The organism is Marinobacter sp., from assembly GCF_034669625.1.
Taxonomy (GTDB): domain Bacteria; phylum Pseudomonadota; class Gammaproteobacteria; order Pseudomonadales; family Oleiphilaceae; genus Marinobacter.
This window is the reverse complement of sequence record NZ_JAXMOY010000025.1, coordinates 1-25,889: the sequence shown is the minus strand read 5'-3', so window position 1 is coordinate 25,889 and position 25,889 is coordinate 1. Positions and strand designations below refer to the sequence as shown.

Sequence of the window (25,889 nt, the reverse complement as noted above, 5' to 3'; positions counted from 1 at the left end):
GCAGATTCCATGATTATCTGGTTCGGTAAAGGGGGGAGATTGTTCATCTCAAGATGGGACATCAGACTACCAGAAAGCCCTCACCTACTCAATCAAAATCCCGTTCCACAATAAGCCGCCAGCCGGTAGCAGGGGCGCTTCCCGAGTATTGACCAGAACACCACAAATCGCCAATGGCAATAATCTCTTCACCCCCGCTTCCCTGCCTGTAAATCAAGGGCAGCGCGGCTCTTTCCCAGGGTGGAACCCCCTGTTCTTGCAGCCAGGTTTTCAACGCGCGGGAGGGGCCTTCGGCCCGGAACCTCACCCTTTCACCGCCCTGCCTCGTAGATACCCGTATTGGCGGCGGGGGATTTTTTGGGGTACTTCCTTGTTGCACCGGCATCAAGCGAAGCTGCCACTCCCCCCATGCCACGGCCTGCCCCGGCGAAAGATCGGTTGCCCCTTGTGGCACGGTAAAATCAGACACCAGATAGAGATAACCTCGATAACGACGCAGGCTAAACCCGGCGCCCCGTATTTCGGGTGCGCGGTCCTCTGCCGCATTGAGCAGATCGGAAAGACCTTGATCCAAACTGGCGCTCGCCGGCACTTCGCAACGCTGGCTCTGAAGCCACCAGCGCACCAGATTTCGCTGCTCGAGTGCACTCAGCGGCCGGACCGCTGCCAGCACTAACCGCCCGTTGTCAGAGCATGATTGCCAGTGCAACTCTGCCAAACGCCGGTTCAGCTCCGCGCTTTCACGGCACGCGCCAGCACTATGCTCAATTCGCTTGAGCAACCCCGGCCAGCGTCCTTTCAAGCTCGGCATGATTGTATGGCGCAGATAATTGCGATCATAGACCTGACTGGCATTGCTCGGATCTTCCACCCAGCTCATCCCTGCGTTTGCAGCCGCCGCCTCCAGCCGATCGCGCCCAAAAGCCAACCAAGGCCGATATAGCTGCCCACGACCCAAAGGCCGCTCAGCCGGCATCCCCGAGAGACCGCCAACACCGGAGCCCCGAAGCAATCGAAACAACACCGTTTCGGCCTGATCGTCACCGTGGTGAGCCATCAGAATTAAATCGCCATCGCCTAGGAGCCGCTCGAACACCTGATAGCGGGCATCCCTCGCGGCTTCTTCCAGACCACCAGCGCCAGTACCAGAAACAGGGACATCAACGTATTCAACCACAATAGGCACGCCCAAGCTCACGCACACATCACGACAGAACTGTTCCGTCTGCTGGTGGTTAGTTTGGAGCTGGTGATTAATATGTAAGGCAGTGACATCAGCATGGCAGGACGCTGCCACATGAAGCAGCAACGCCGAATCCAAGCCGCCGCTGAAGGCGACCCAGAGCCGGGAATACTTGGGGAGTGTGCTGACCGGCAGGAGCAGATCGTCCGGCCAATCAGCATGCCGGGCGGGGTTACCGCCCGCCTTCATACTTGGTCAAACGCTCATACCGGCGCGCGATCAACTCATCCTGGGGTAGGCGGCACAATTCGGCCAGCCCCGTTTCCAATCGCGCTTTCAACGTTTCAGCCATATGTTCAGGATTGCGGTGCGCGCCCCCTAATGGCTCATCAATAACGTTGTCGGCAACACCCAGCTCTTTCAGGCGAGCAGCCGTCACACCCATGGCTTCCGCTGCCTGAGCTGCGTATTCCGCGCTTTTCCAGAGAATCGACGCACAACCTTCCGGCGAAATAACCGCATAGGTTGAATACTGCAACATATTCAGCTGGTCACAAACGCCAATAGCAAGCGCGCCACCAGAACCGCCCTCACCGATGACCGTCGAAATAATCGGTGTTTTCAATCTGGACATTACGGCCAGATTGAACGCGATGGCCTCACTTTGGCCTCGCTCCTCTGCACCGATGCCCGGATAGGCCCCCGGGGTATCGATAAACGTCAGGATTGGCATCTTGAACCGCTCCGCCATTTCCATCAGGCGCAGCGCTTTACGGTAGCCCTCGGGGCGAGGCATGCCGAAGTTACGCTTAACCTTGTCACGCACTTCCCGACCTTTCTGATGGCCGATAACCATGACTGACTGGTCGCCCAGACGAGCAGTACCGCCAATAATGGCTTGATCGTCTGCATAACGGCGATCGCCGTGCAGTTCATCGAAGTCGTCAAAAATCAGATTAATATAATCCTGAGTGTAAGGCCGGCGAGGATGCCGGGCCAGACGCGCTACATCCCAGGGTTTGAGATCAGAAAAAATGCTCTCTGTCAGACTGACGCTCTTCTTCTTGAGGCGACTGATCTCATCCGTAATATTGATATCGGTATCGTTACCGACCATCCGAAGCTCTTCAATTTTGGCTTCCAGGTCGGCGATCGGCTGTTCGAAATCCAGGTAATTAGGGTTCATGATGTTCCATCATTTGATTGCCAGGCGGGCAAAAGCCCACCCAAACCAGAATTTGGGACAAAGATAGCAATGCTTGCCGCAGAGCTAAAGCGGACATTGGTCTTAATCATAGACCAGTTCTACCGCGTGGTCGCCCACCAAGTGCTTCAGTTCAAACAGAAGATCATCATCCGGCTGCACTCGCCAGGACTCTCCTAACTCGATGCGGGTTCGGGCTTCCGCACTGCTGTACTCGATCCATACCGGGCTACCGTCGTTACGGAAAGGCCGCAGTGTGTTGTCCAATTTATCCAGAAGACCATTTTGCAACTGGTCAGCGCGCAGCGCCAATCGAATACCCCGACTGAACTGCTGGCGCGCGGTCGCCACATCCGTGACCGAACTCACGCGCATCTTCATCTGCCCGGAGTAATCGTCGTGGCTGACTTGTCCTTCCAACACGATCACTTGGTCGGATTGTAGCAATTCCCGGTTTTCAAAGTAGGCCTCTGAAAACAGGGTTGCTTCTATGCGGGCACTTCGATCATCCAGAGTGATGAAGCACATGGTTGAACCTGTGCGGGTTTTCATGGTGCGCTGCGCGACCACCAGGCCAGCAACTCGCTGAGGCGACTTATTAGGCTTCAAGTCCGAAATGGACGAGCGCACAAACCGGCGCACCTCTTTCTCGTATTCATCGAACGGGTGACCGGTCAGATAGATGCCAAGAGTATCCTTCTCTCCCTTCAGGCGCTGCTTTTCAGGCCATTCGCGCACATCAGCAACATCGGCATAGACGTTTTCGTCACCACCGCCACCAAGCATTTCCCCGAACATATCAACCATGCCCACGGCGTCATTCCGGGACTGCTGACCGGCTTGCTGGATGGCCTTATCGATACTGGCCATAAGCTGAGCGCGCGTGGCCCCCAGTTTGTCCATGGCACCGGCCCGAATCAACGCTTCCATGGCACGCTTGTTCACCTTTTTCAGTTCGACCCGACGAGCGAAATCGAAGATATCCTGGAAAGGCCCGCCTTCTTTGGCTGCCGCAACCACACTCTCGATAGGCCCTTCGCCCAGACCTTTGATCGCCCCGAGACCGTAAACAATCTGTCCGTCATCGTTGACGGTAAAGGTGTACTCGGAACGGCTGACGTCGGGCACCAACAGGTCCAACTTCATGTTCCGGCATTCTTCGACCAGCGTTACCACCTTATCGGTGTTCTGCATATCCGCGGTCAATACCGCTGCCATAAATTCAGCCGGATAATGAGCCTTCATCCAAAGCGTCTGGTAAGACACCAAAGCGTAGGCTGCGGAGTGAGATTTGTTAAAGCCGTAGCCGGCGAACTTCTCAACCAGGTCAAAAATGTTCTCGGCCAGCGTTTTATCAATGCCGTTTTCTTCACAGCCATCCAGGAACAGGGCTTTCTGCTTGGCCATTTCCTCTGGCTTTTTCTTACCCATCGCCCGCCGAAGCATGTCGGCGCCGCCAAGGGTGTAGCCCGCCATTACCTGGGCGATCTGCATGACCTGTTCCTGATACAGGATAACCCCGTAAGTGGGCTCCAATACCGGTTTCAGACCCTGGTATTGATAATCTGGATGCGGATAGGACAACGGCTGCCGGCCGTGCTTCCGGTCAATAAAGTCGTCTACCATGCCGGACTGAAGCGGGCCAGGCCGGAACAGAGCCACCAAGGCGATCATATCTTCCAGCGAATCCGGCTGCAGTCGACGAATCAGATCCTTCATGCCTCGGGATTCAAGCTGGAATACAGCGGTTGTTTCAGCCTTTTTCAGCATATCGAACGAGGCTTTGTCATCCAGCGGAATCGTCGCTATATCGAGTTCCGACTCCCCGCGCGCTTCCCGGCGCGGGTTAATCATGTGCAGGGCCCACTTGATGATGGTCAGGGTCCGCAGACCCAAGAAGTCAAATTTCACCAATCCGGCTTCTTCTACGTCACCTTTATCGAACTGGGTGACCAGACTCCCGCCTTCGTCATCACAATACAAAGGCGAAAAGTCGGTGATCTTGGTGGGTGCGATTACCACGCCCCCGGCGTGCTTACCGGCGTTCCGGCACACACCTTCGAGCTTAAGGGCCATTTCCCAGATTTCTTGGGCTTCTTCATCCTGCTCCAGAAACTCCTTGAGCTGGGGTTCCTGCTCGATGGCCTTGTTCAGGGTCATACCCACTTCGAACGGAATCAGCTTGGAGAGCTTGTCCGCCAGCCCGTAAGACTTACCTTGTACCCGGGCCACGTCCCGCACCACCGCCTTCGCGGCCATGGTACCGAACGTAATAATCTGCGAAACCGCTTCACGGCCGTATTTCTGGGCTGTGTATTCAATGACCCGATCCCGACCTTCCATGCAAAAGTCGACGTCGAAGTCGGGCATCGATACCCGCTCGGGGTTCAGGAACCGCTCGAACAGCAAATCGTACTCAAGAGGATCCAGATCGGTAATCAACAACACATATGCAACCAGTGAACCGGCACCGGAACCCCGACCCGGCCCCACGGGTACGCCGTTATTCTTGGCCCACTTGATGAAGTCCATAACGATCAGGAAGTAACCCGGGAACCCCATCTGAATGATGATATCCAGCTCAAACTTCAAGCGTTCGTCATACGCAGCACGCTTTTGGTCGTATTCCGGATCGTCTTTGCTCAGGATGGATTCCAGACGCATGTCCAGACCGTCTTCCGACACCTTTCGGAAGTAGTCGTCCATGGTCATGCCATCCGGGATCGGATAATTGGGCAGGAAGTACTCTCCCAACCGGACTTTCACCGAGCAACGGCGAGCAATTTCGACCGTGTTCTCGATGGCTTCGGGAATATCCGAAAACAGCTCGATCATTTCCTCAGCGCTGCGCAGGTATTGCCGATCACTGAACCGGCGATCCCGGCGCGGGTCATCCAGCGTGCGACTTTCACCAATGCATACACGAGCTTCATGGGCCTCAAAATCATCGGCCGTCAGGAAGTGCACATCGTTGGTCGCCACGACAGGCACGCCCATGTCAGCGGCAAGATCCACGCTCAAATGCAAACAGTCTTCATCGCCGGCCCGGTCCGTACGCTGCAATTCCAGGTAATAGCTGTCGGGGTACAAGTCTTTCCAATATTGTGCACGTTCCCGGGCTAACTCCGGTTTTTCGGCCAACAAAGCCTTACCTACGTCACCCATTTTTGCACCAGACAAAGCGATCAGGCCGCCAGCACGAGCCTCCAGCCATTCTTTGCGAACAATCGGTTTGCCGTATTTTTGCCCCTCGGTATAACCCAGAGAAATAATTTCTGTCAGGTGCAGATAGCCGTCGTTGTCACGGGCGAGCAAGGTCAAGCGGAACGGATTCTCGGGTTCATCCGGGTTTTCAAGCCACAGATCGGCACCAACGATCGGTTTGATGCCTGCACCCATGGCGCCTTGATAAAAGCGAACCAGCGAACACATGTTGGACTGTTCGGTCAGTCCTACCGCCGGCATGCCCAATTCAGCCACTCGGCTGATCAGCGGTTTGACCCGAACCAGGCCATCCACCATAGAATATTCAGAATGAACGCGCAGGTGTACGAAAGTATTTGCCATGCTCAATTGCCAATCACTGTGCGGATATCATCTTCGGTTTGAGGACCAAAGCGCGTCTCTATAAGCTCTCCGCCCGGGCCCACAATAAAGGTGGCCGGGAGGGCTACCGGAATGTTCCAGCTGAACTCTGGTGCGGGATCTTTGGCCAACATGGTGTATTCAATTCCCATTCGCGCGCCAAGATCGCGCAAAGCCTCGCCCTCGATGCCATCAAAATTAACGCCGAGCACCGTAATATCAGGCGCTTTGTCGAGCTCATTCAGTTCGGGAATTTCCTCCAGGCAGGGCTTGCACCACTCGGCCCAATAATTCACCAACACCCACTGCCCGCGATAACTGTCCCAGCTTTTGAGGGTACCATCGGCTTTCTCCAGCTCCACTTTGCTGCAACCGGACAGCGCTAACCCTGCGCACAGCGCTACAATCGCTAACCCATTCAGGCGCGGTACAGACGGGATGATTCGTGGAATGGACAGGTACCGAGGGTACTGCAAGGGATATCCTCCTGTTAGACTAGGCCCCAAAATAGACCGCAATCACGACTGTTAAACGAGCATGACCATGACAGAGCAGACCCGCATTTTCCACAACCCACGGTGCTCAAAATCACGCCAGACCCTTGAGCTGCTGCAGCAAAAAGGCATCGAACCGGAGATTATACGCTACCTGGAGACGCCTCCGACAGAGCAAGAGTTATTACATATTCTTGACCTGCTGGGATGCGAACCCCGGGAACTCATGCGTACCAAGGAATCCGAATACAAAGAGCAAAACCTGAACAACCCCGAGCTGACACGGGAGCAGCTAGTGCAAGCCATGGTGGCAACACCCAAGCTCATCGAGCGCCCCATCGTTCTAGCGAACAACAAAGCCGCCATCGGCCGGCCGCCAGAAACTGTACTCAATATCCTTTGACAGAGGTCTTCAGGAGCCAGGCATGAGCAACTCCAGCCCTTACATTCTTGTTCTCTATTACAGCCGAAACGGCCAGACGGCTGAAATGGCCAAGCAGATCGGGCGCGGCGTCGCTCGAGTAGCGGGCATGGAGGCGAAAATTCGTACCGTGCCGCCGGTTTCGCCAGACACGAGCGCCAGTCAACCTCCCGTGCCAGACACAGGTGCGCCTTACGCCACACGCGAGGAACTGGCCAGCTGTTCAGGCTTGGCTTTGGGCAGCCCAACGCGCTTTGGCAACATGGCCGCGCCGCTCAAGCATTTTCTGGATGGCACCGGGGACTTATGGCTAAACGGCAAACTTACCGGCAAACCGGGTGGCGCCTTTACCTCGACCGGCAGCTTACACGGCGGCCAAGAAACCACCCTACTGACGATGATGCTGCCGCTACTTCATCATGGCATGGTACTGTGCGGCCTGCCCTACTCCGAGAGCGCCCTGAATGATACCACCACCGGTGGAACGCCCTACGGGCCGTCGCACTGGGCCGGAACCGGGGCCGAACAAGCTCTAAGCGAACACGAACGAATTCTGTGTCAGGCTTTCGGCGAACGTCTGGCGCGCTTGGCCCAGAAACTGTCTGACTGATCTTCACAACGACGTTAATCATCCGGAACCCCCTATGCTCCACAATGAAAAAGCCAAAACCACTGCACGCCTGACTAGCGGGCTCTATCTTGCCGTCTTGGCTACACTGGTTTTGACCACGTTCTATCCGGCGCCGGTCGAAGGGGTTTCCATCGCCCTGATGCTGTCGGTGAAGCTATTGCCCTTGCTGGCGTTTGTCATTCCGGTATTCCGTGGCCACAACCGTAGTTATATCTGGATGTCGTTTGTGCTGATTTTCTACTTCACCCAAGCGGTAGTATCCGCCTGGCTCAGCGAAGGCGCACTCGGGCCCGTGATCATGACCGTGCTGACCTTCCTGCTGTTCACCGTGGCCATGGTGCACTTAAAAGTGAACCGCCCGATCATCGCCTAATGCAATCTTAATTGAGAGGCAAAACGGATGGCTGATCACACACTCGCAATGCCAGCGAAGCCCCATCACCACACACTCACATTAAGAGATGTGAGCACTGCGTTGGTGGAAAGCGAGGAAATCAGTCAACAGGATGCTGAAAAACTTCTCACCGCTAACCTTGGCTCGACCTCAGATGGCTCGAACACGCCTTCCAGACACCCTATCGAACTGGTTGCAATCGCTGGTCTGAGCAGCCAAATCGACGGGCGCGCACTGGATCTGGAACGCTTGACCCACTGGCTGGCAACTTGGGGGCAGCAAGACTACTACCACATAGATCCACTGAAAATTGATACACCGGCCATCGCCCGAGTCATGCCGTATGCGTTCGCTCAGCGCCACGGTATTCTCGCGGTCGAGATCACTGACAATGAAATGGTGATTGCCAGCAGTGAACCGTTCAAACGGGAATGGGAAAACAACCTGCGCCAAGCGGTTCGCAAAGACATTCGACGGGTAGTCGCCAACCCGGAAGCGATTCGCCGATACACCGTCGAGTTCTACCAGCTTGCTGCCTCGGTCAGTAAAGCCGGTGGCGGCCAGAAAGCGGGACCGGCCGGCAACCAGAATCTGGAACAGCTGTTAGACTTAGGCTCCAGCGACAGTGCTGACGCCAACGACCAACATGTGGTCAAAATTGTCGACTGGCTGCTTCAATACGCGTTTGAGCAGCGGGCATCGGATATCCATATCGAGCCACGGCGCTCCGTTACTCAGGTGCGGTTTCGCATTGATGGTGTGCTGCACAACGTTTATGAGTTCCCAGAGCATGTAGGCACCGCCATTACCAGCCGCTTAAAAATTCTGGGGCGGCTCAACGTTGCCGAAAAAAGACGGCCACAAGACGGACGCATAAAAACCCGAAAGCCCGATAATCGTGAAGTGGAGCTTCGTCTGGCCACCATGCCCACCGCCTTTGGCGAGAAAATGGTGATGCGGATCTTTGACCCGGAAGTACTGCTGAAATCCTTCGAGCAGCTTGGATTCAGCAAAGAAGACCGTGAGCGCTGGCATAACATCACCTCTCGCCCTCACGGCATTGTGCTGGTGACAGGCCCGACAGGCTCCGGCAAAACCACCACCCTGTATTCCACAATAAAACAGCTCGCTTCGCCCGAACTGAACATCTGCACCATCGAAGACCCGATCGAAATGGTGGAACCTGCATTCAACCAGATGCAGGTTCAAACGAACATCGACCTCACCTTCGCGCACGGTGTGAGAGCACTTCTGCGCCAAGATCCCGACATCATCATGATTGGCGAAATACGGGACCTGGAAACTGCTGAAATGGCGGTGCAAGCCGCGCTGACAGGCCACCTGGTGCTGTCGACGCTGCACACCAATGACGCACCAAGCGCCATTACCCGACTGATGGAGCTAGGCATTCCGCCCTACCTGATCCGAGCAACCGTACTCGGCGTCATGGCACAACGGCTAACCCGAAATCTTTGTCCGCACTGCAAGCAACCCGGTGATGCCGATGAACAAGCGTGGCAAACCCTCACCCGGCCATGGAAAGCGCCTGCCCCGCGCCAGTTCTATCACCCGGTAGGTTGTCTGGAATGTCGTAACACCGGTTACATGGGACGCTCGGGTGTTTATGAAATCATGGCGCTTTCCGACAATCTGATCCGACAAATCACCGACCGTTGCGAGCTGGAAACCCTGAGACTGGACGCCTACAAAGAAGGCATGAAGTCACTCAGGCTAAGTGGCGCGCAGAAAGTGGCATCCGGACAAACGACAGTGGAAGAAATTCTACGGGTCACACCGGAAAGCCAGCGCTAATCAAGCTCCTGGTCGAAGCCCACACTGCGCCAGCAAATCCTGCCAGTGGCGTGTGTGGCGCATCATGGCCTGATCCAGTTGTTGCCACAAACTGTTTTCAGCATCCTCAGAAAGGTGCCTGCGATACCAGTGTCGGAACTCATCCGGCATCGCGGGCTGTTGCTGCTCCGCCAACCGCGCAAACCCACGCACCAAACGGTCCCGGGCCCGGCTTACCTCGCTCATGTAGGGCTGAATTTCACCAATATAGATCTTAAAAAAGAAATTCTGGACAATACTGGACTGGTTGTTCGGCCGGCCATTCAAGCACAAAGGGCGCCCTTCGAGCCTCGCCTTTAACGTATCGGTACCCGAGTTCAGCGTAGCAATCAGCAACCGTGCGCTGTTAATCACCTGTCCGGCGAAAAACTGCGCCTGCCAACGTTGGTGAATCTGACCCAGATCACTGAGAGACACCGTCAACTGCTGCTCGTTCAATGCGCTGACCATCTCATTCAACTGGTCCAGATCCAGAGCCAGATCGGTTACCGGATTCTGATCGACCGCCACGGGATAATAGCCTTTCGACAAAGTGAACAGCTTTTCAATCTCTTCGGTCCCCCAAGTGGCATTCCAGACCGCCAGCGGGAGCGTCTGACGCTTGCTGGCGATGGCCAGTTTCAGCGCGGCCTGCAACTCAACGTCATCAATCTGCTGCAAGCAACGCTCAGCGCTCTGGATAAAACGGATCTCATATCGCAGACGATTGATCGGCTGCATGACCCGGCCCATGACCGAATTTCTTTCGCCCACCACGTACTGTAATTCACAGCCGTACAGGGAAAGAAAATCCAGCATACCCAGCTCCAGCTTAGGTATCTCGAGAACACGATCGCGGCGTCTTGGCAGAGTGGTCGCGGAGGGCAGTTCCAAGGACTTGGATACGGCGGGTGAGCCGAGCACCCGAGCCAGTCGACTCAGGTACTCAGCCATCATAGGTTCAGCTTCGTTGAACGGATTACATCCGGTCAAAACTAGCACAAGAATACCCGGAACCAACCACTGTCTTATTCTGTCACCGGGCATCCTTTATACCTCTTAACGCTTACGCAGGAGCGCATCGACCTCCGCAAAATCAAGGGCTACAAAGCGATTGGTGTCGGGCACGGCACCTTCTCGTATTAGCCAAGCCGTTTGCATACCCGCCTGTTCAGCGGCTTCAAGCTCCGCTTCGACATCCGACAGGAATAGCACTGTTTCAGGCTCCACGCCAAGCTCACCAAGAATGTTGTGATAAGACTGAGCTTCTTTCTTACCCCCCACAGCCGTATCAAAGTAGCCGGAGAAAAATGGGGTAAAGTCACCCTCGTTGCTGTGACCAAAAATCAGCTTCTGGGCTTTAACGGATCCGGAGGAATACACAAAAAGCCGTAATCCTCGATCATGCCAGCGCTGCAGATAGTCGGCCGCATCCGGGTAAATGTGTCCTTTCAATTCTCCGCTGCGGTATCCCTGTTCCCAGATCATGCCCTGCAATGCCTTCAAAGAGCCCTCTTTGCGATCTTCGGAAATCCAGTTCTGAATAACGTCAATCAGCCCTTCGACATCCTTGCTGTCCACCCCACTTTTTTCCGCTACGATGGCCAACTGCTCTGCAACCGCCCGGGTGGTATGGTGATGCTCTCTAATGAAGTCCGGCAGGTGCGCACTTGCGTACGGGAACAGTTCGTCGTGTACGAACGAGATCGAACTGGTGGTACCTTCAATGTCGGTCAAGATAACGCGGATCATGCCTTCACTCCCGCCAAGGCCTCATACCTTGGAATCTGTGCAGCAATATCTTCGCCGGTAAAGCTGGCCACCCAACCTTCGGGGTTGGTGAACAGGCGAATGCAGGTAAATTCCGGTTCTGCACCCATATCAAACCAGTGGCGCGTGCCGTTCGGCACACTGATCAGATCGTTCTTCTGACACATCACGGCGTAAACCTGATCGCCAAAATGCAGGTAAAACAAGCCCTGGCCACGCACGAAAAAACGCACTTCGTCTTCACTATGTGTGTGTTCGTCCAGAAACTTTTTGCGCAACTCGGATTTCTGCGGATGGTCCGGAGTCAAACTAACCACATCCGCAGTCTGAAAGCCGCACTCTTGTTTGAGCCCGTCAATTTCTTCGCCATACACCGCCAAAATCCGCTCCTGATCGGCGTCAGCCGGGAGATCACGGGTGGGCCACTGCTCAAACCGAACACCTTGTTCGCTCAGAGTATCGCGAATTACTTGTGGGTCAGACGTGACCGTATGAGCGGTTTCCGGCTGGTTCTGGTTATAAATGCTCAGGGTAGTCATCGGCAGACTCTCATGGTTTCAAGCTCACATTCAAAAAGAAATTCAAACGCTTCAACGTGGCGCAGGCAATCCGCCATAGTGGCGCCCCACGTATAGAGACCGTGGCCTCGAATAAGGTAACCCGGCTGCTCCGGGTGATGCTGGAACCACTCTCGTGTTCGTTCCGCCAGCGCCGGAATGTCCTGAGTGTTGTCGAACACAGGAATCCTCAAGTGGCCATCGTGGCTATCGACTCCCGGAAAGGCTTTCTGCAATTCATATCCCTCCACTTCAAAGGGCGCGCCGGCGTCAATCAAACGACTCAATACGGTGGCCTTTACCGAATGGGTATGCAGGACAGCTCCCACTTCCGGATAGATTTGGTAAAGAACGGTGTGCAGGAGGGTCTCGGCTGAGGATTTAGAACAACTCTGGACAGGATTGCCTTCAAGATCAACCACCATCACATCGTTAGTGGAAAGCTGACCTTTGTGTCGCCCTGATACCGTAATGGCGACATGATCATTATCGAGGCGAGCAGAATAATTGCTACTGGTGGCGGGTGACCAACCGCGGTCGTACAGAAAACGCCCAGCATCAACAATAGACCGAGCGGCTGTGGCGTATCGATTTACATCAAACATTGGCTCACTCCCGGTTAGAGATGGCCCTTCGGGGCTGAAATCGGCCGCCATTATAGGGCGGCCGATCGCTCCGGCAAACCGCTTTATCCAGCGGTCAGTGGCAACCTGCGCTGCCGCTTCCCGGTCAACGCGAACAGAGCATTACCCAGCGCTGGAATCACCGCTGGCACACCCGGCTCACCAACACCGGTGGGCTCAACCTCACTATCAACAATATCCACCACCACTTCCGGCACTTGTTGTATTCGCAACACGCGCGAGTCGTGGAAGTTGCTCTGCTGAACTTCACCGTTCTTGAAGGTAATCTCGCCAAACAGTGCGGCACTCAGGCCAAACAGGATACCACCAGAAATCTGATCTTCGACCACTCGTGGATTTACAACCTGACCGCAATCGACACTGCAGGTTACTTTGTGAACCTTAATTTCACCGTTCTCGATACTCGCCTCAACAACCTGAGCGACATATGTACCGAAAGACTTGAACAAAGCAATACCACGAGCTCGGCCTTTGGCAACGGGTGCTCCCCATTCACCCAGCTCGGCCGCCCGTTCAAGCACCGCTCGATGGCGAGGCTCGTTAGCCAGCAGCTTTCTGCGGAACTGCAGCGGCTCTTCCCCAGCCTCATGAGCCAGCTCGTCCATGAAGGTTTCGACTGCAAAACCGTTGTGAGAGTAACCAACCGAGCGCCACCAGGTAATCGGAACCCCAGGGTCCGTATGGGTATGGCGAACGCTGACATTATCAACCTGATAAGGGTACCCGACGGCACCTTCAATGGCAGAAATGTCTTTTGGCGTGGCAATCCCTTCAGCCATAAGCCCTACACTGCCCAAGGTACTGTATAGAGACTTCGGTGCCCAAGGATACTGCGCGGGCGCTGCATTTCGCACATACCAATCCAGAACCTGAGGACCAACGATCTGATGATCCCAACCAGTCAACTCGCTGTCGTTCAAGCTGGCCTTCATCCGGTGCAGCATCGCCGGGCGCCAGAAACCATGGCGAACATCTTCTTCCCGTGACCAGATCAGCTTGACCGGTTTCTTAACCTTATAGGCAACAATCGCGACTTCTTCGACGTAGTCCTGAGTCAGGCGCCGGCCAAATCCACCACCCAAAAAGGTGGTATGAATGGTGACGTCACCAGGCGACAAGTTAGAGTGCCGGGCTGCGGCAATCCGTCCCAGATCCGGAGCCTGAGTCGGAGCCCACACTTCCATGCTGCCGTCACGGTACCAAGCCGTTGCGTTCATTGGCTCCATAGGCGCGTGATCCAGATAGGGCTGTTCGTATTCAGCCTCAATCACCCGACTGGCATTTTCAACGGCCTCATCGAAATCGCCATCAGAGCGCTCTTGAACACCGGAGTCTTCGTTAGCCGCCTGACGGTATCCCTCGAAAACCTGAGCTGTATTCAGATCAATCGCTTCTGCGAAATCCCATTCAACCTTCAACGCGTTCTGAGCCTTGCGCGCCCGCCAATAGCGATCTGCAACCACGGCAACACCGCGCTCAGTAATGAAAGTGTCCAACACTCCCGGCAAGGCAAGCACTTCGTTGCGATTAAAACGAGTGGCTTTGCCGCCATAACGCGGACAACGCGTCATCACCGCATACACCATGCCTGGTAATTCGACATCGATGCCGTAAACAGCTTTACCGGTTGCCTTGGCTTCGGTATCCAGCTTTCCACCTTGGTGCCCGATGTATTTCCATTCGGAGCGCGGCTTTAACGCAACCTCACCACGGATGATCTCTTTATCTGCCAGCTCAACCAGCTGGCCATAACGCAGCGAGTCAATGCCATTAGGATGAACCACCCGGCCATCCTGAGTGCGGCACTTGGCGGCATCTACCTTCCAAACTCGGGCTGCCGCCATGACCAGCATTTGCCGTGCAGAAGCTCCAGCCTCTCGCAGCGGTTTCCAGCTGGAAGCAACACTGGTGCTGCCACCGGTAAGCTGCAGGCCAAACAAGGGATTGCGATATTCCGCAGCAACTGGCGCAAATTTCACTTTGATGTGCGCGGGGTCGACATCCAGCTCTTCGGCCACCAGCGTGGTTAAGCCGGTGTAGGTACCCTGTCCCATTTCTACTCGGGCCAGAGTAAAGAAAATTTCGTCTTTCGTGGTTAACTCAAGCCAAATATCGGGCGACCATTGCCCGGACTCCTCTTCGTAACCGGTTCGAATGGTAGAGCAGCCGGGCAGTGACACGGCGAGCATAAGGCTGCCAGAGGCAGCAGTGCTGACTTTTATAAAGTCACGGCGATTCATGGTCATCTCAGGCACCTCCCTGCTCTGGCTCATAATGGCCGACGCCACCAGCAACCGATTCTACTGCGGCAACAATACGGGAGTAGGTTCCACAACGGCACAGGTTGCCGGTCATGGCGGTCACGATTTCTTCTCGCGACGGGGCCGGTGTGTTAGCCAACAAATGTGCTGCTGTCATGATCTGGCCAGACTGGCAGTAACCACACTGAGGTACACCTTCAGCAACCCATGCCTTTTGAAGCGGATGCAGTTCTCCGTTTTCGGACAAGCCCTCAATCGTGGTTATCCTGGCACCGCCCAGATACTCAACCGGCGTGGAACAGGAGCGGGTTGGCTGGCCATTAACATGCACGGTGCAAGCGCCACACAGACCGGCACCACAGCCAAACTTTGTTCCTTTCAGACCCAGCTCATCCCGTAACACCCATAACAAAGGGGTATCCGGCTCTACGTCCAGACTATAGTGCTGGTCATTTACTGTCAGGCTTAACGCCATGTTCCACTCCCGTATTATTTTTCTGATAGCCGTTAATTAACGACTTCGTTACCGTTCTTATCCACCCAGATTTTCCGATCACCAGAATCCATTTGGCCATTAGAATCCCAAACTTCACGATTTTGGGTGGCTTCTTCCACTTTACCGTTGTCGTTCCAGATCACACGGTCTTTACAGCCCGTCAACGCGAACAGGGCCATCATTGCCACAATCGCAAAAGAACGCTTGTTCATCATTGCCACCTCATTGAATGATCGTTGGTCGATGCACGGCACCATGCTCAGGAACCGCCGTAAACTTCTCTGTTCTGCTGTTTGTCCTGATCGCTTTTACGAACCATCACGTAGACAGCTCCGGTACCACCATGACGTTTTTGCGCCGAATGAAACGCCAGAACCGAACCTAACTCGGGCAACCATTTCGCCAGATAGCTTTTAAGCTGAGCAATGCCGTCCGGATTACGTTCTCCTTTACCATGCAGAACGATGACCGAACGCAGACCGTAATTTACGCAATCATTGATGAACTGGAACACCTCTTTTCGGGCCTCTTCGACCGTCATCCGATGCAAATCCAGTCTAGCTTCGATGGGATACTGCCCTAGCCTGAGCTTTTTAAACACGCCATGCTGCACCCCAGACCGTTGCCAACTCAGGACATCGTGCGCCGTTAGCGGCTCAACAACATCCGCTGTTAACGGATTGAGATCACGAATTTGCGTCTCAACTGCGGCTTGCTGGCGAACCAAATGCCCAGGCGTGAGCTCGGTGCGCGCCACCACATCGGCACGATTCGGTTTACGTATGCGCCGCACATCTTTCATTTCTTCAAGGAAAGCCAGGCGCTCATCTTTCGAGGTCATAACACATACGAATCCAGATTGACGAGTAACGGAACTTTACCACTGCGCCAGCATCCCATAAAGCAAAGCTCGTACTCACGTAGGACGAAAATCGTAGGGCACGCCCCACAGTTGCTAAACTACACTTCTGACAGCCAACAACAGTGATGAGGCATCGCAAGCACCTGCCCCGCTGCCCAGCATGACGGATCTCCATATGACTGCAGATACTCCTGACACGCCCCTCCCGCAGAATACCCGGGCGATCATGACCTTTTTACGGGAGCACGCTCCTTTCTCCAACATGGATGACCCGCATCTGGCCCATTTCGCGGAGCACGCCAAACTGACCTTTTTCAGTGACGGCGAGGAGGTACTCTCCCCCTACGGTGGAGTAGTCAAAGATTTTTGGGTCGTGAAGCAGGGCCGCATCCGAGGCGAACGGTACAGCGAGAAAGATAATCGTGCCGAAACCACCTTCGAAATCAGCAAGGGCGAATGCTTTCCTCTGGCCGCTCTCATTGGGGAACGCCCCACACGCACGCTGCACCGGGCATCGGGCGACACCTTCTGCCTGAGCATCGATCACCAAGCCTTTGTGACCCTATTTGCCGAAAGCGAGCCTTTCCGGGACTTCTGCCTACGCGGTGTTAGCAGTCTGCTGGATCAGGTAAACCAACGCATACAATCAACCGCGATGGCCTCCATCGGTTCCAGTAGCCTAGACACCCCACTGGAGAGATATGCGTTGCGTGCCCCCATCGTGTGTGCTCCGGATCTGCCCGTTAACAAGGCCGTTTCACGAATGCACGAGAACAATGTCGGCAGCATTGTTGTCACCAACGACAAGCATCAGCCCACCGGGATTTTCACACTCCGCGATTTGCGCATGCTGATTGCCGAAGGAGTAGACTCGCTGAGTACGCCCATCAGCCAGGTGATGACCCCAGACCCTTGCCGTCTGCTGGCCACAGAAGATGCCTTTGATGCGGCCCTGTTAATGGCCGAACACCATTTTGCTCACGTGTGCGTTGTGGATGACGACAACCGCTTAATCGGCGTTGTTTCCGAGCGCGACCTGTTTTCATTGCAACGGGTAGATCTGGTCCATCTTGCCAGAACCATCAGCACCGCAGCCCATTTGAGCACGCTAGTGAGCCTGCGCAGCGATGTATCTCGCTTGGTCGACACCATGCTTGCTCACGGCGCCGATTCGGGCCAGGTCGTTAAGATCATCACGACGCTGAATGACGTCACCGTGCGCCGGGTACTCGACCTGAACCTGAAACACAATGACCCCGGCATTCCGTTCACCTGGCTGACCTTTGGTAGCGAAGGAAGACAGGAACAAACCCTCCTGACCGATCAGGACAATGGCATTTTGTTCGATACGCCCGACGGCATGACGGAAGCACAAGTCCGCGAAAAACTTTTGCCTTTTGCGCGCAAGGTGAATGACGAACTGGCGCAATGCGGTTTCACGCTGTGCAAAGGCAACATCATGGCCAGCAACCCCAAACTGTGCCTCAGTGAAGCGGAATGGGACGATTGGTTTGTGCGTTTTATCGACGCATCCACGCCTCAGAACCTTGTCTACTCATCGATATTTTTGGACATGCGAGCAGTTTATGGCCCGCACGAGCCGCTCAGGAGGTTATTCGACAAGGTGCTGGCACGCATCGAAAAAAATGCACTGTTCCAGAAAATGCTGGCCGGCAACGCTCTGCAGCGCAAGCCGCCTCTCACCATGTTCCGCACCTTCCGCTATCTGAACGACGACAACAAGAAGGTTCTGGATCTGAAACGTCAGGGGTTGGCGCCCTTCGTAGAATCAATCCGGGTGTTCGCTCTGGCTAACGGCATCAAGGCAGCCAATACTCTGGAGCGCTTGGATGCACTGGCTCAAAAGGGCGTGTTTGACAAAAAAGATGCCGGCGCCTGGAAAGAATCCTACAGTTTGATTCAAGCGATACGAATGCGCGCGCACCAGGACATGCTGGCGAATGAGGAACCGTTAACCAACTACATAGACCCGGACGATCTTAACCCACTTGATCGGCGCATCCTACGAGAGTCCTTCCGTCAGGCCCAGCGGCTCCAGCAAAAGCTGGAACTGGCATACCAACTATAGGCCCTGGCATCACTATGTTCGCTAACATCAAACACTGGCTTCTCCAAAAACGTTACAGCAACACCGGTATAGATACTGAAAACCTGCCTAGGCCAAAAGCCGCAAGTGAGCAAAACCTATTCAGTTCTCGACTGATCGTTCTCGATCTCGAAACTACCGGTCTAAACACCACAAAAGATGAAGTCATTGCCATCGGCGCCGTGGCTATTCAAAAAGGCTCGATACATCTGGATGACCAGTTTGATCTGATTCTTCGACGCCCCGAACTGGATATCCGTGAAACAGTACTGATTCATGGTATTGGCCCCGAAGCCCTCACCCAGGGTCAGGAAACCAAAGAAGCTCTGCTACATCTCTTGGAGTGGATGAACGGCGATCCCATCCTTGCCTATCACTCCGATTTTGATAAGCGGTTTCTTGAACGAACGCTAAAAACCCAACTCGGTTATACACTCCCCCACGTATGGATGGACGTTGCGGAGCTATTACCCGCTTTCTTCCCAAAAGCGGATCCGAAAGGCAAAGGTCTGGATCATTGGTCCGACCTTTTCGGATTGGAAGTTAGTGAACGGCATCACGCTGCAGCCGATGCGATGGTGACGGCTGAACTGACATTGATAGCGCTAAACAAGGCCAAAAAGTCAGGTGTGAAAACTTTGAAAGATCTCTCCCAAAAACTTCACTATCAACGACGTTTACAGAAGATGCATAGATTTTAGATGCAAAAGTCATCTAAATGGCCCGTGACGGAGCTGTTCTTGAGCCGCATTAATAAGACCATTTGCCAATATCCATAAAACCATTGACGAGTAAAGTCGGAAAAGACACCAAGTCAGAGAAAAACTCTATGAACAATAATTTCTCTAACCGCATTACCCAAAAAGATCGCCAGCCGAACTCTACAAAAACAATATGGGAGTGAGTGTATGTCAGGACATAGCTACGACGCTGAAAACTACTGGAAAGCAAATCTACGCCTAATCTTCGGGAGCCTGATCATCTGGGCTCTGGTTTCTTATGGCGCTGCAATTCTCCTTCGCCCAATGCTTGCCGGCATTGAAGTAGGTGGTACCGACCTAGGTTTCTGGTTCGCCCAGCAAGGTTCCATCATTACTTTCATCATTCTGATTTTTTTCTACGCATGGCGCATGAACAAAATCGATGAAAAATTCGGCGTACACGAGGAGTAATCACCCATGAGCCAATTTGCGATTAACTTGCTATTCGTTGGGGGTTCCTTCCTCATCTACATCGGCATCGCCATTTGGGCAAAAGCCGGCAGTACCAGTGACTTCTACGTTGCCGGTGGCGGCGTTCACCCGGTCACTAACGGCATGGCCATTGGTGCTGACTGGATGTCAGCTGCATCCTTCATCTCCATGGCCGGCCTTATTGCTGCGGGCGGCTATGCCAACTCCACCTTCTTGATGGGTTGGACCGGCGGGTACGTTCTGCTGGCCATGCTGCTGGCCCCCTACTTGCGCAAGTTCGGCAAGTTTACGGTGCCAGAGTTCATCGGTGACCGTTACTACAGTTCCAATGCGCGTCTGGTTGCCGTCATCTGCCTGATCGTAGCGTCGGTTACTTACGTTATCGGTCAGATGGCCGGTGCTGGGGTCGCCTTCTCTCGCTTCCTGGAAGTTGAAGCAACCAACGGTTTGATAATCGCCGCCATTGTTGTCTTCATCTACGCCGTACTCGGTGGCATGAAAGGCATTACTTACACTCAGGTCGCACAGTACTGTGTGCTGATTGTTGCCTACACCATTCCGGCAGTGTTCATCTCCTTGCAACTGACCGGCAACCCGATTCCCGGCCTCGGTATGTTCTCCACACACACCGAGTCTGGCTTGCCGCTGCTGACCAAACTGAATCAGGTCATCACCGACCTCGGGTTCAATCAGTACACCGCAGATGTCGACAACAAGCTGAACATGGTGCTCTTCACCTTGTCGCTGATGATCGGTACGGCCGGTCTGCCGCACGTCATCATCCGCTTCTTCACCGTGCCAAAAGTATCTGATGCTCGCTGGTCCGGCGGCTGGGCGCTGGTCTTCATTGCCCTGCTGTACCTGACGGCACCAGCCGTGGCGTCCATGGCTCGTTTGAACCTGATGACAACCATCTACCCGGAAGGTACACAGGCCCAGCCGATCGAATACGATCAGCGTCCGGGCTGGATTGCCACTTGGGAAGAAACTGGATTGATAACATACGAGGACAAAAACAGCGATGGCCGTATCCAGCTTTATAACGACAAGAACGCTGACTTTGCCGCTACTGCTTCCGAGCGTGGCTGGGCAGGCAACGAAATGGTCGTTAACAACGACATTCTGGTATTGGCCAATCCGGAAATTGCCAACCTGCCGGGCTGGGTTATTGGTTTGATTGCAGCGGGCGGTTTGGCCGCAGCACTCTCCACCGCAGCCGGCCTCTTGTTGGCGATATCCTCTGCCGTGAGTCACGATTTAATCAAAGGCCGACTCAACCCCAACATCAGCGATAAGGGCGAGTTGCTTGCCGCTCGAATCTCCATGGCGGTTGCGATTGTGGTTGCCACCTGGCTGGGTGCCAATCCCCCGGGCTTCGCAGCTCAAGTGGTTGCTCTGGCGTTCGGAATAGCCGGCGCTTCGCTCTTCCCGGCCCTGATGATGGGTATCTTCTCCAAGCGGGTAAACAACATTGGCGCTATCTCCGGTATGTTGTCAGGTCTAACCTTTACACTGGTGTACATCTTCACCTACAAAGGCTGGCTGTTCATCCCGGGCACCAACACCTTGGCAGACTCTCCTGAAAACTGGATTCTGGGCATTTCGCCACTGTCTATTGGTGCAGTTGGTGCTATCGTCAACTTTGCGGTAGCCTTCGCAGTATCCAAAGTGACAGCTGAACCGCCGATTGAAATTCAGGAGCTGGTCGAAAGCGTCCGTTACCCTCGCGGTGCCGGTACAGCTCACGATCACTAAGCTGAATGACGACCTGATTCGTTGTCTACAATGACAGGTTGATACCGAACGGGCTTCCTCTGCGAGGAAGCCCGTTCTTTATTAAGGATACCGCTTTATGTTCTGGAATTTTGTTGCCACGATCCTTTGCGGGCTAGGCGCTGCAGGCATTGCATTAGGCATTCGCGCCATTACGGCCAAAAAAGCACCTAGATGGATCATTCCGGTCTTTGCAGGGCTCGGCATGCTGGGCTATCTGGTGTACGGCGAATACAGCTGGTACGACCACAAACAATCGCTATTGCCCGACGAAGCCGTCGTTGTCGATACTGAGCGTGAACAGCTATTTTTCCGGCCATGGACTTTTGTTTTTCCGTACGTCACTGCTTTTTCGGCGGTGGATGTAGAAAGCATCGCGCGGGATACTGAAGACACCCAGATTGTTCGTTTTACGTTGTACAGGTTTGAGCAAACGGTGACGGATGCTGTTTCCCACCGCGTACACCTGATTAATTGCCAAACACAAGAACTAGTGCCTCTGGCTAGCAACGGAAGCCCTCGGGTGGATAACATGAAACGACTAAACAACAACGACCCGCTGCTCAACACCGTGTGCGGGGCCTGATAGATCTGACCGGATAAAAGCAACACATGATTAGTGCCTGGCTGCTTGTCTTAATTTCGATCACCTACATCTCACTACTGTTCTTGATCGCTTGGGCGGGTGACAAGCATCCGGGGTTGTATCGCAACACCCTAGCTCGTACACATATCTACAGCCTTTCACTGGCGGTGTACTTCACATCGTGGACCTTCTACGGCGCCGTTGGCCGTGCTACGCAGGAAGGGTTCGGCTTTGCACCGATCTATCTCGGTCCACTTCTGGTCTTTCTCTTTTTTGCCCCTCTGCTCCGCCGAATCATCAACATCAGTAAACGAAACAACAGCACCTCCATAGCCGATTTCATCGCGTCCCGGTATGGGAAATCCCAATTATTGGCAGCCATGGTTGCCGCGGTGGCACTGATCGGGAGCGTGCCTTACATAGCACTGCAACTCAAAGCGATCGCTCTTGGTTTCAACGTTCTGTCAGATAATGGTCAGTCGCTACCGGACCTGAGCACCGCCTGGAACGATTCAGCTTGGTATATAACCCTCACCCTTGCGGTCTTTACAGTGCTGTTCGGAACCCGGCATCTGGAATCAACCGAGCATCACCGGGGTATGATTCAAGCCATTGCCTTCGAATCGCTGATCAAACTGGTCGCCTTCGTTGCCGTCGGGCTCTTCGTCGGCTACGGCTTGTTCAACGGATTCGGTGACCTTTTTCAGCAAGCCGCTGACGCCGATTTTATAGGAACACTTACCACCGACGATTTTGATGCGCCGGCGTTCATAACCCAAACACTGGTTGCCATGCTGGCGATCATCTGTCTGCCCAGACAATTTCACGTTATGGTGGTTGAAAATGCAGATCACCGAGACTTCGAAGTCGCCCGCTGGGCGATGCCAGTCTATTTACTCATTGCTACCGCGTTCGTTATCCCCATCGCCGCTGCCGGTCTTTTGTATGCCGACAACCTGGGCAGCAATCCCGATATTGTGATCCTGCAACTTCCGATTATGGCCGGAGAGCATTGGCTAGCTGTACTCGCATTTCTCGGAGGCGGCTCTGCGGCAGCGGCAATGGTTATTGTATGCTCCGTGGCCATATCAACCATGGTGAGCAACGAAATCATCATGCCTGGGCTTCTGCGGTTCTTCAGGCCCGGAATGAATCGCCGAGCAGACCTGAGCTACCTTCTGCTGACCATTCGGCGCGTTGCTATTTTCGTTGTCTTGTTAACCGCTTATGGTTTTTATCGCATGGCTGGGCAAGATTACAGTCTAACCGCCTTCGGTTTGCTCTCGTTTGCTGCCGCGGCGCAGTTCGGGCCGGCTCTAGTGGGCGGTATTCTCTGGCGTCGAGGCAACGCGACAGGCGCTATCTGGGGGCTTGGCCTGGGCTTCACGGTATGGTGCTACACCCTCCTGTTACCGGCGCTGGTTTCAACTGGCTGGATTGATGATGGGCTGATCACTCAAGGCCTGTTTGGCTGGAACTGGACGCGTCCAACCGCCCTATTTGGTTCGGAATTAGATCAAATGACCCACGGTATCCTATGGAGCCTGGGCGCTAACACGGCGGCCTATATACTGCTCTCTCTGGTCACCCGCCAACGTATCCGCGAAAGAATTCAGCTTGCCGCGTTCTTTCAAGAGTTTGATCCCCGGCATGACAACCCGGCCAATCAGAGCTGGCAAGGCGAAGTGTTGATTTCGGATCTACAGGCGCTGACCGATCGGTTTATGGGGGAAGAACGCTCCGAAAGCGTGTTCCATAACTATGAACGCCGTAACGCAATTCGGTTGTACCCACACCGTGCAGCGTCTACGCACCTGAGAAAATACATCGAACGACAGTTAGCGTCCGTTATCGGGGCTTCAACAGCACGCGTAGTTCTAGAGTCGACACTGACTGGCCGGGACATGCAGATTGAAGACGTTGTCAGCATCGTTGACGAAGCCTCGCAGGCCATGACCTTCAGCCGTGAGCTACTCCAGTCGGCCATTGAAAACATCAGCCTGGGCGTCTCGGTCGTTAATCACCAACAACAACTGGTAGTTTGGAATCAGCGTTATCAAGAACTGTTCAGTTACCCCAAAGGCTATATCAGGGTTGGGCGTCCCGTTGAAGATCTGATGCGCTACAACCTGATGAACGCTAACCTGTCGGCCCGTCGCATTGATGAGATCATCGAAGATCGTTGTACCAGCATGCGTGAAGGCAAACCCATGTCTTACGAGCGCCAGCGTCCGGATGGAACTGTCGTGCGTATCGATGGCAGCCCGATCCCCGGTGGGGGCTATGTCACCACCTTCCAGGACATCACTCCCATGCGGCGCACCGAACAGGCGCTCAAGGAAACCAACATCTACCTGGAGCAACGTGTGCGCGAGCGGACGCAGGAACTTCAGGTCATCAACGAGCAGATGCTCAAAGCCAAGTCGGTTGCAGAGCAGGCCAACCAAAGTAAAACGCGGTTTCTGGCAGCAGCCAGTCACGACTTACTGCAACCTTTGAATGCCGCGCGACTATTCACCTCTGCTCTATCAGGTAAAGCAGTAGACACCGGAACCTCTGAACTGATTCAGCATATAGACAGTTCCCTGGGGGCTGCCGAAGAGATCATCAGCACACTGTTGGATATATCGAAACTGGATGCCGGCGCGCTTGAACCCGACATTACGGTATTTCCGGTCAATGATCTTCTACGTCATCTAGCCACAGAGTTTTCCGCCATCGCGAACGATCAGGATCTGAAGCTCCATGTAGTACCCAGCTCCGCCTGGGTCAGGTCTGACGCAAAACTCCTCAGACGGGTGGTTCAGAACTTCCTGTCTAACGCTACCCGGTATTGCGATAGCGGGCGCATCCTGATGGGCTGCCGGCGTTTGAAAGGTTACCTTAGGATCGAAATCTGGGATACCGGGCCGGGTATGTCCGAAGAGCAACTAACTCACATTTTTGAGGAGTTTCGTCGCTTCCAGCATGGGCAAGATAAGAAAGGGCTCGGACTAGGGCTCGCTATTGTCGATCGTATCAGCGGGATGCTTAACCATCCAGTCACCGTTCAATCCGTACAAGGTAAAGGCAGCGTTTTCGGCATCACTGTTCCCCTTGCCCCCGCGGAAACGACACGGACCGAAATGAACAGCTCCCCGATCGTTTCAAGACGCGTTTCAAGTCTTGGCGGGCTGCACGTGCTTTGCATTGATAATGATGCCGCAATTCTGCAAGGCATGGTCGCTCTTCTTGGTAACTGGAAGTGTGACGTCACTGCCGCTGAGAGTTTGGAAACAGCGCTCACGAAATTGAGCGGCAAGAAACCGGATATCATCCTCGCGGACTACCAATTGGATGACAACCGGAACGGTCTCGATGCAATGGACAGTGTACGAGCAGAACTTGGAAACGATATCCCAGGTATGTTGATCACCGGCTATATGGCACCAGAAGTGCGTGAAGACGCAATCAACCGCGGGTATCAGATTCTCTATAAACCCGTTAAGCCCGCAGCGCTAAGAGCGTTGGTGAACAAACTCCTGAAACAGGCCAAGTAAAGAACACAGGGCTACCCGGTTACACTGAAAGTTCAATGAAAGCATCGAATCCACAGGCCCACCCTCTCTTGGTCTGTGGATTTTCGGAGCCCACCTTATTAGTTCACCGACCGGCTTCTATCGAAGCCTGAACAAATCCCAAACAAACCAGCGACACCAGCTGTATTGGTGGCGCTGAATGCCTTCCGTGCCGCCCTCTCCTCGTTCAGCTATCCCAATTGCGGCCACTCTAATAAACTGCAGGAGCTGGGCGTGGCGTACGCGCAGGGATATTACATTGGTCGTCCGTTGCCGGAGTTGGATGACATGCTGTGTGCAACAGGGTTTGGCCAGCGGGAGAACTCGAGGCGCTGAAGAAG

Annotated in this window: 22 protein-coding genes; 10 read left to right on the top strand and 12 right to left on the bottom strand. The window is 54.3% G+C overall.

Going from position 1 to position 25,889, the window contains the following annotated elements:
* Window positions 1–88: 88 nt before the first annotated feature.
* From tilS to VOI14_RS15025, 4 genes are all read right to left on the bottom strand, one after another.
* Window positions 89–1,432, bottom strand: a complete 1,344-nt coding sequence (tilS, locus tag VOI14_RS15040; protein ID WP_323752860.1) for a tRNA lysidine(34) synthetase TilS — start codon at window positions 1,430–1,432, stop codon at window positions 89–91.
* Window positions 1,416–2,369, bottom strand: a complete 954-nt coding sequence (gene accA, locus VOI14_RS15035; RefSeq protein WP_323752859.1) for an acetyl-CoA carboxylase carboxyl transferase subunit alpha — start codon at window positions 2,367–2,369, stop codon at window positions 1,416–1,418. Before accA ends, tilS begins: the two co-directional genes overlap by 17 nt.
* A gap of 102 nt (window positions 2,370–2,471) precedes the next feature.
* The gene (gene dnaE / locus VOI14_RS15030; protein ID WP_323752858.1) at window positions 2,472–5,954 is read right to left on the bottom strand and encodes a DNA polymerase III subunit alpha; all 3,483 of its coding nucleotides are present in this window, start codon (window positions 5,952–5,954) and stop codon (window positions 2,472–2,474) included.
* Between the two features lie 2 nt (window positions 5,955–5,956).
* Entirely contained in the window at window positions 5,957–6,415 is a 459-nt protein-coding gene (locus VOI14_RS15025) for a TlpA family protein disulfide reductase (protein ID WP_416361440.1), read from the bottom strand.
* A gap of 100 nt (window positions 6,416–6,515) precedes the next feature.
* Between VOI14_RS15025 and arsC the strand changes: the two genes are divergently transcribed.
* Genes arsC through VOI14_RS15005 form a run of 4 tightly spaced genes read left to right on the top strand, consistent with a single transcriptional unit; the run spans window position 6,516 to window position 9,724 of the window.
* Window positions 6,516–6,869 carry an arsenate reductase (glutaredoxin) gene (gene arsC / locus VOI14_RS15020; protein WP_323752857.1) on the top strand — a complete coding sequence of 118 codons (354 nt, stop codon included), beginning with the start codon at window positions 6,516–6,518 and terminating at the stop codon, window positions 6,867–6,869.
* Between the two features lie 22 nt (window positions 6,870–6,891).
* Complete coding sequence (gene wrbA, locus VOI14_RS15015; protein WP_323752856.1) at window positions 6,892–7,497, top strand: NAD(P)H:quinone oxidoreductase; 606 nt, start codon at window positions 6,892–6,894, stop codon at window positions 7,495–7,497.
* A gap of 34 nt (window positions 7,498–7,531) precedes the next feature.
* On the top strand, window positions 7,532–7,891 hold the full coding sequence (locus VOI14_RS15010) for a DUF2069 domain-containing protein (RefSeq protein WP_323752855.1): 360 nt from the start codon (window positions 7,532–7,534) through the stop codon (window positions 7,889–7,891).
* Between the two features lie 27 nt (window positions 7,892–7,918).
* On the top strand, window positions 7,919–9,724 hold the full coding sequence (locus tag VOI14_RS15005) for a GspE/PulE family protein (RefSeq protein ID WP_323752854.1): 1,806 nt from the start codon (window positions 7,919–7,921) through the stop codon (window positions 9,722–9,724).
* Here the strand turns inward: VOI14_RS15005 and VOI14_RS15000 are convergent, their stop codons facing one another.
* The 8 genes from VOI14_RS15000 to smrA form a co-directional block, all read right to left on the bottom strand.
* On the bottom strand, window positions 9,725–10,744 hold the full coding sequence (locus VOI14_RS15000) for a DUF3080 domain-containing protein (RefSeq protein ID WP_323752853.1): 1,020 nt from the start codon (window positions 10,742–10,744) through the stop codon (window positions 9,725–9,727).
* Window positions 10,745–10,801: 57 nt separating this feature from the next.
* Window positions 10,802–11,494 carry an acireductone synthase gene (gene mtnC, locus VOI14_RS14995; RefSeq protein WP_323752852.1) on the bottom strand — a complete coding sequence of 231 codons (693 nt, stop codon included), beginning with the start codon at window positions 11,492–11,494 and terminating at the stop codon, window positions 10,802–10,804.
* Entirely contained in the window at window positions 11,491–12,051 is a 561-nt protein-coding gene (locus VOI14_RS14990; protein WP_323752851.1) for a cupin, read from the bottom strand. The genes mtnC and VOI14_RS14990 overlap by 4 nt, the downstream gene beginning before the upstream one ends.
* The gene (locus VOI14_RS14985; RefSeq protein WP_323752850.1) at window positions 12,048–12,674 is read right to left on the bottom strand and encodes a methylthioribulose 1-phosphate dehydratase; all 627 of its coding nucleotides are present in this window, start codon (window positions 12,672–12,674) and stop codon (window positions 12,048–12,050) included. The genes VOI14_RS14990 and VOI14_RS14985 overlap by 4 nt, the downstream gene beginning before the upstream one ends.
* An 83-nt stretch (window positions 12,675–12,757) precedes the next feature.
* On the bottom strand, window positions 12,758–14,959 hold the full coding sequence (locus tag VOI14_RS14980) for a xanthine dehydrogenase family protein molybdopterin-binding subunit (RefSeq protein WP_323752849.1): 2,202 nt from the start codon (window positions 14,957–14,959) through the stop codon (window positions 12,758–12,760).
* 1 nt (window position 14,960) lies between these two features.
* Window positions 14,961–15,449: a (2Fe-2S)-binding protein gene (locus VOI14_RS14975; RefSeq protein WP_323752848.1), complete on the bottom strand. Its 489-nt coding sequence runs from the start codon at window positions 15,447–15,449 to the stop codon at window positions 14,961–14,963.
* A gap of 32 nt (window positions 15,450–15,481) precedes the next feature.
* A complete protein-coding gene (locus VOI14_RS14970) occupies window positions 15,482–15,682 on the bottom strand; it encodes a hypothetical protein (protein WP_323752847.1) in 201 nt (66 codons plus the stop codon).
* Between the two features lie 47 nt (window positions 15,683–15,729).
* Window positions 15,730–16,311 (bottom strand): DNA endonuclease SmrA, encoded by a 582-nt coding sequence (smrA, locus tag VOI14_RS14965; RefSeq protein ID WP_323752846.1) that lies wholly within the window; start codon window positions 16,309–16,311, stop codon window positions 15,730–15,732.
* Between the two features lie 181 nt (window positions 16,312–16,492).
* Here smrA and VOI14_RS14960 point away from each other — a divergent pair, with 181 nt between their 5' ends.
* From VOI14_RS14960 to VOI14_RS14935, 6 genes are all read left to right on the top strand, one after another.
* Window positions 16,493–18,421, top strand: a complete 1,929-nt coding sequence (locus tag VOI14_RS14960) for a putative nucleotidyltransferase substrate binding domain-containing protein (protein WP_416361439.1) — start codon at window positions 16,493–16,495, stop codon at window positions 18,419–18,421.
* A gap of 14 nt (window positions 18,422–18,435) precedes the next feature.
* Entirely contained in the window at window positions 18,436–19,140 is a 705-nt protein-coding gene (locus VOI14_RS14955; protein WP_323752844.1) for a 3'-5' exonuclease, read from the top strand.
* Between the two features lie 207 nt (window positions 19,141–19,347).
* Window positions 19,348–19,611, top strand: coding sequence for a DUF4212 domain-containing protein (locus tag VOI14_RS14950; RefSeq protein WP_114335750.1), 264 nt, complete (start codon window positions 19,348–19,350; stop codon window positions 19,609–19,611).
* A gap of 6 nt (window positions 19,612–19,617) precedes the next feature.
* Window positions 19,618–21,387: a sodium:solute symporter family protein gene (locus VOI14_RS14945; protein ID WP_323752843.1), complete on the top strand. Its 1,770-nt coding sequence runs from the start codon at window positions 19,618–19,620 to the stop codon at window positions 21,385–21,387.
* A 97-nt stretch (window positions 21,388–21,484) separates the two neighbouring features.
* Complete coding sequence (locus VOI14_RS14940; RefSeq protein ID WP_323752842.1) at window positions 21,485–21,991, top strand: hypothetical protein; 507 nt, start codon at window positions 21,485–21,487, stop codon at window positions 21,989–21,991.
* A gap of 26 nt (window positions 21,992–22,017) precedes the next feature.
* A complete protein-coding gene (locus VOI14_RS14935) occupies window positions 22,018–25,530 on the top strand; it encodes a PAS domain-containing hybrid sensor histidine kinase/response regulator (protein WP_323752841.1) in 3,513 nt (1,170 codons plus the stop codon).
* The last annotated feature ends 359 nt before the right edge of the window (window positions 25,531–25,889 follow it).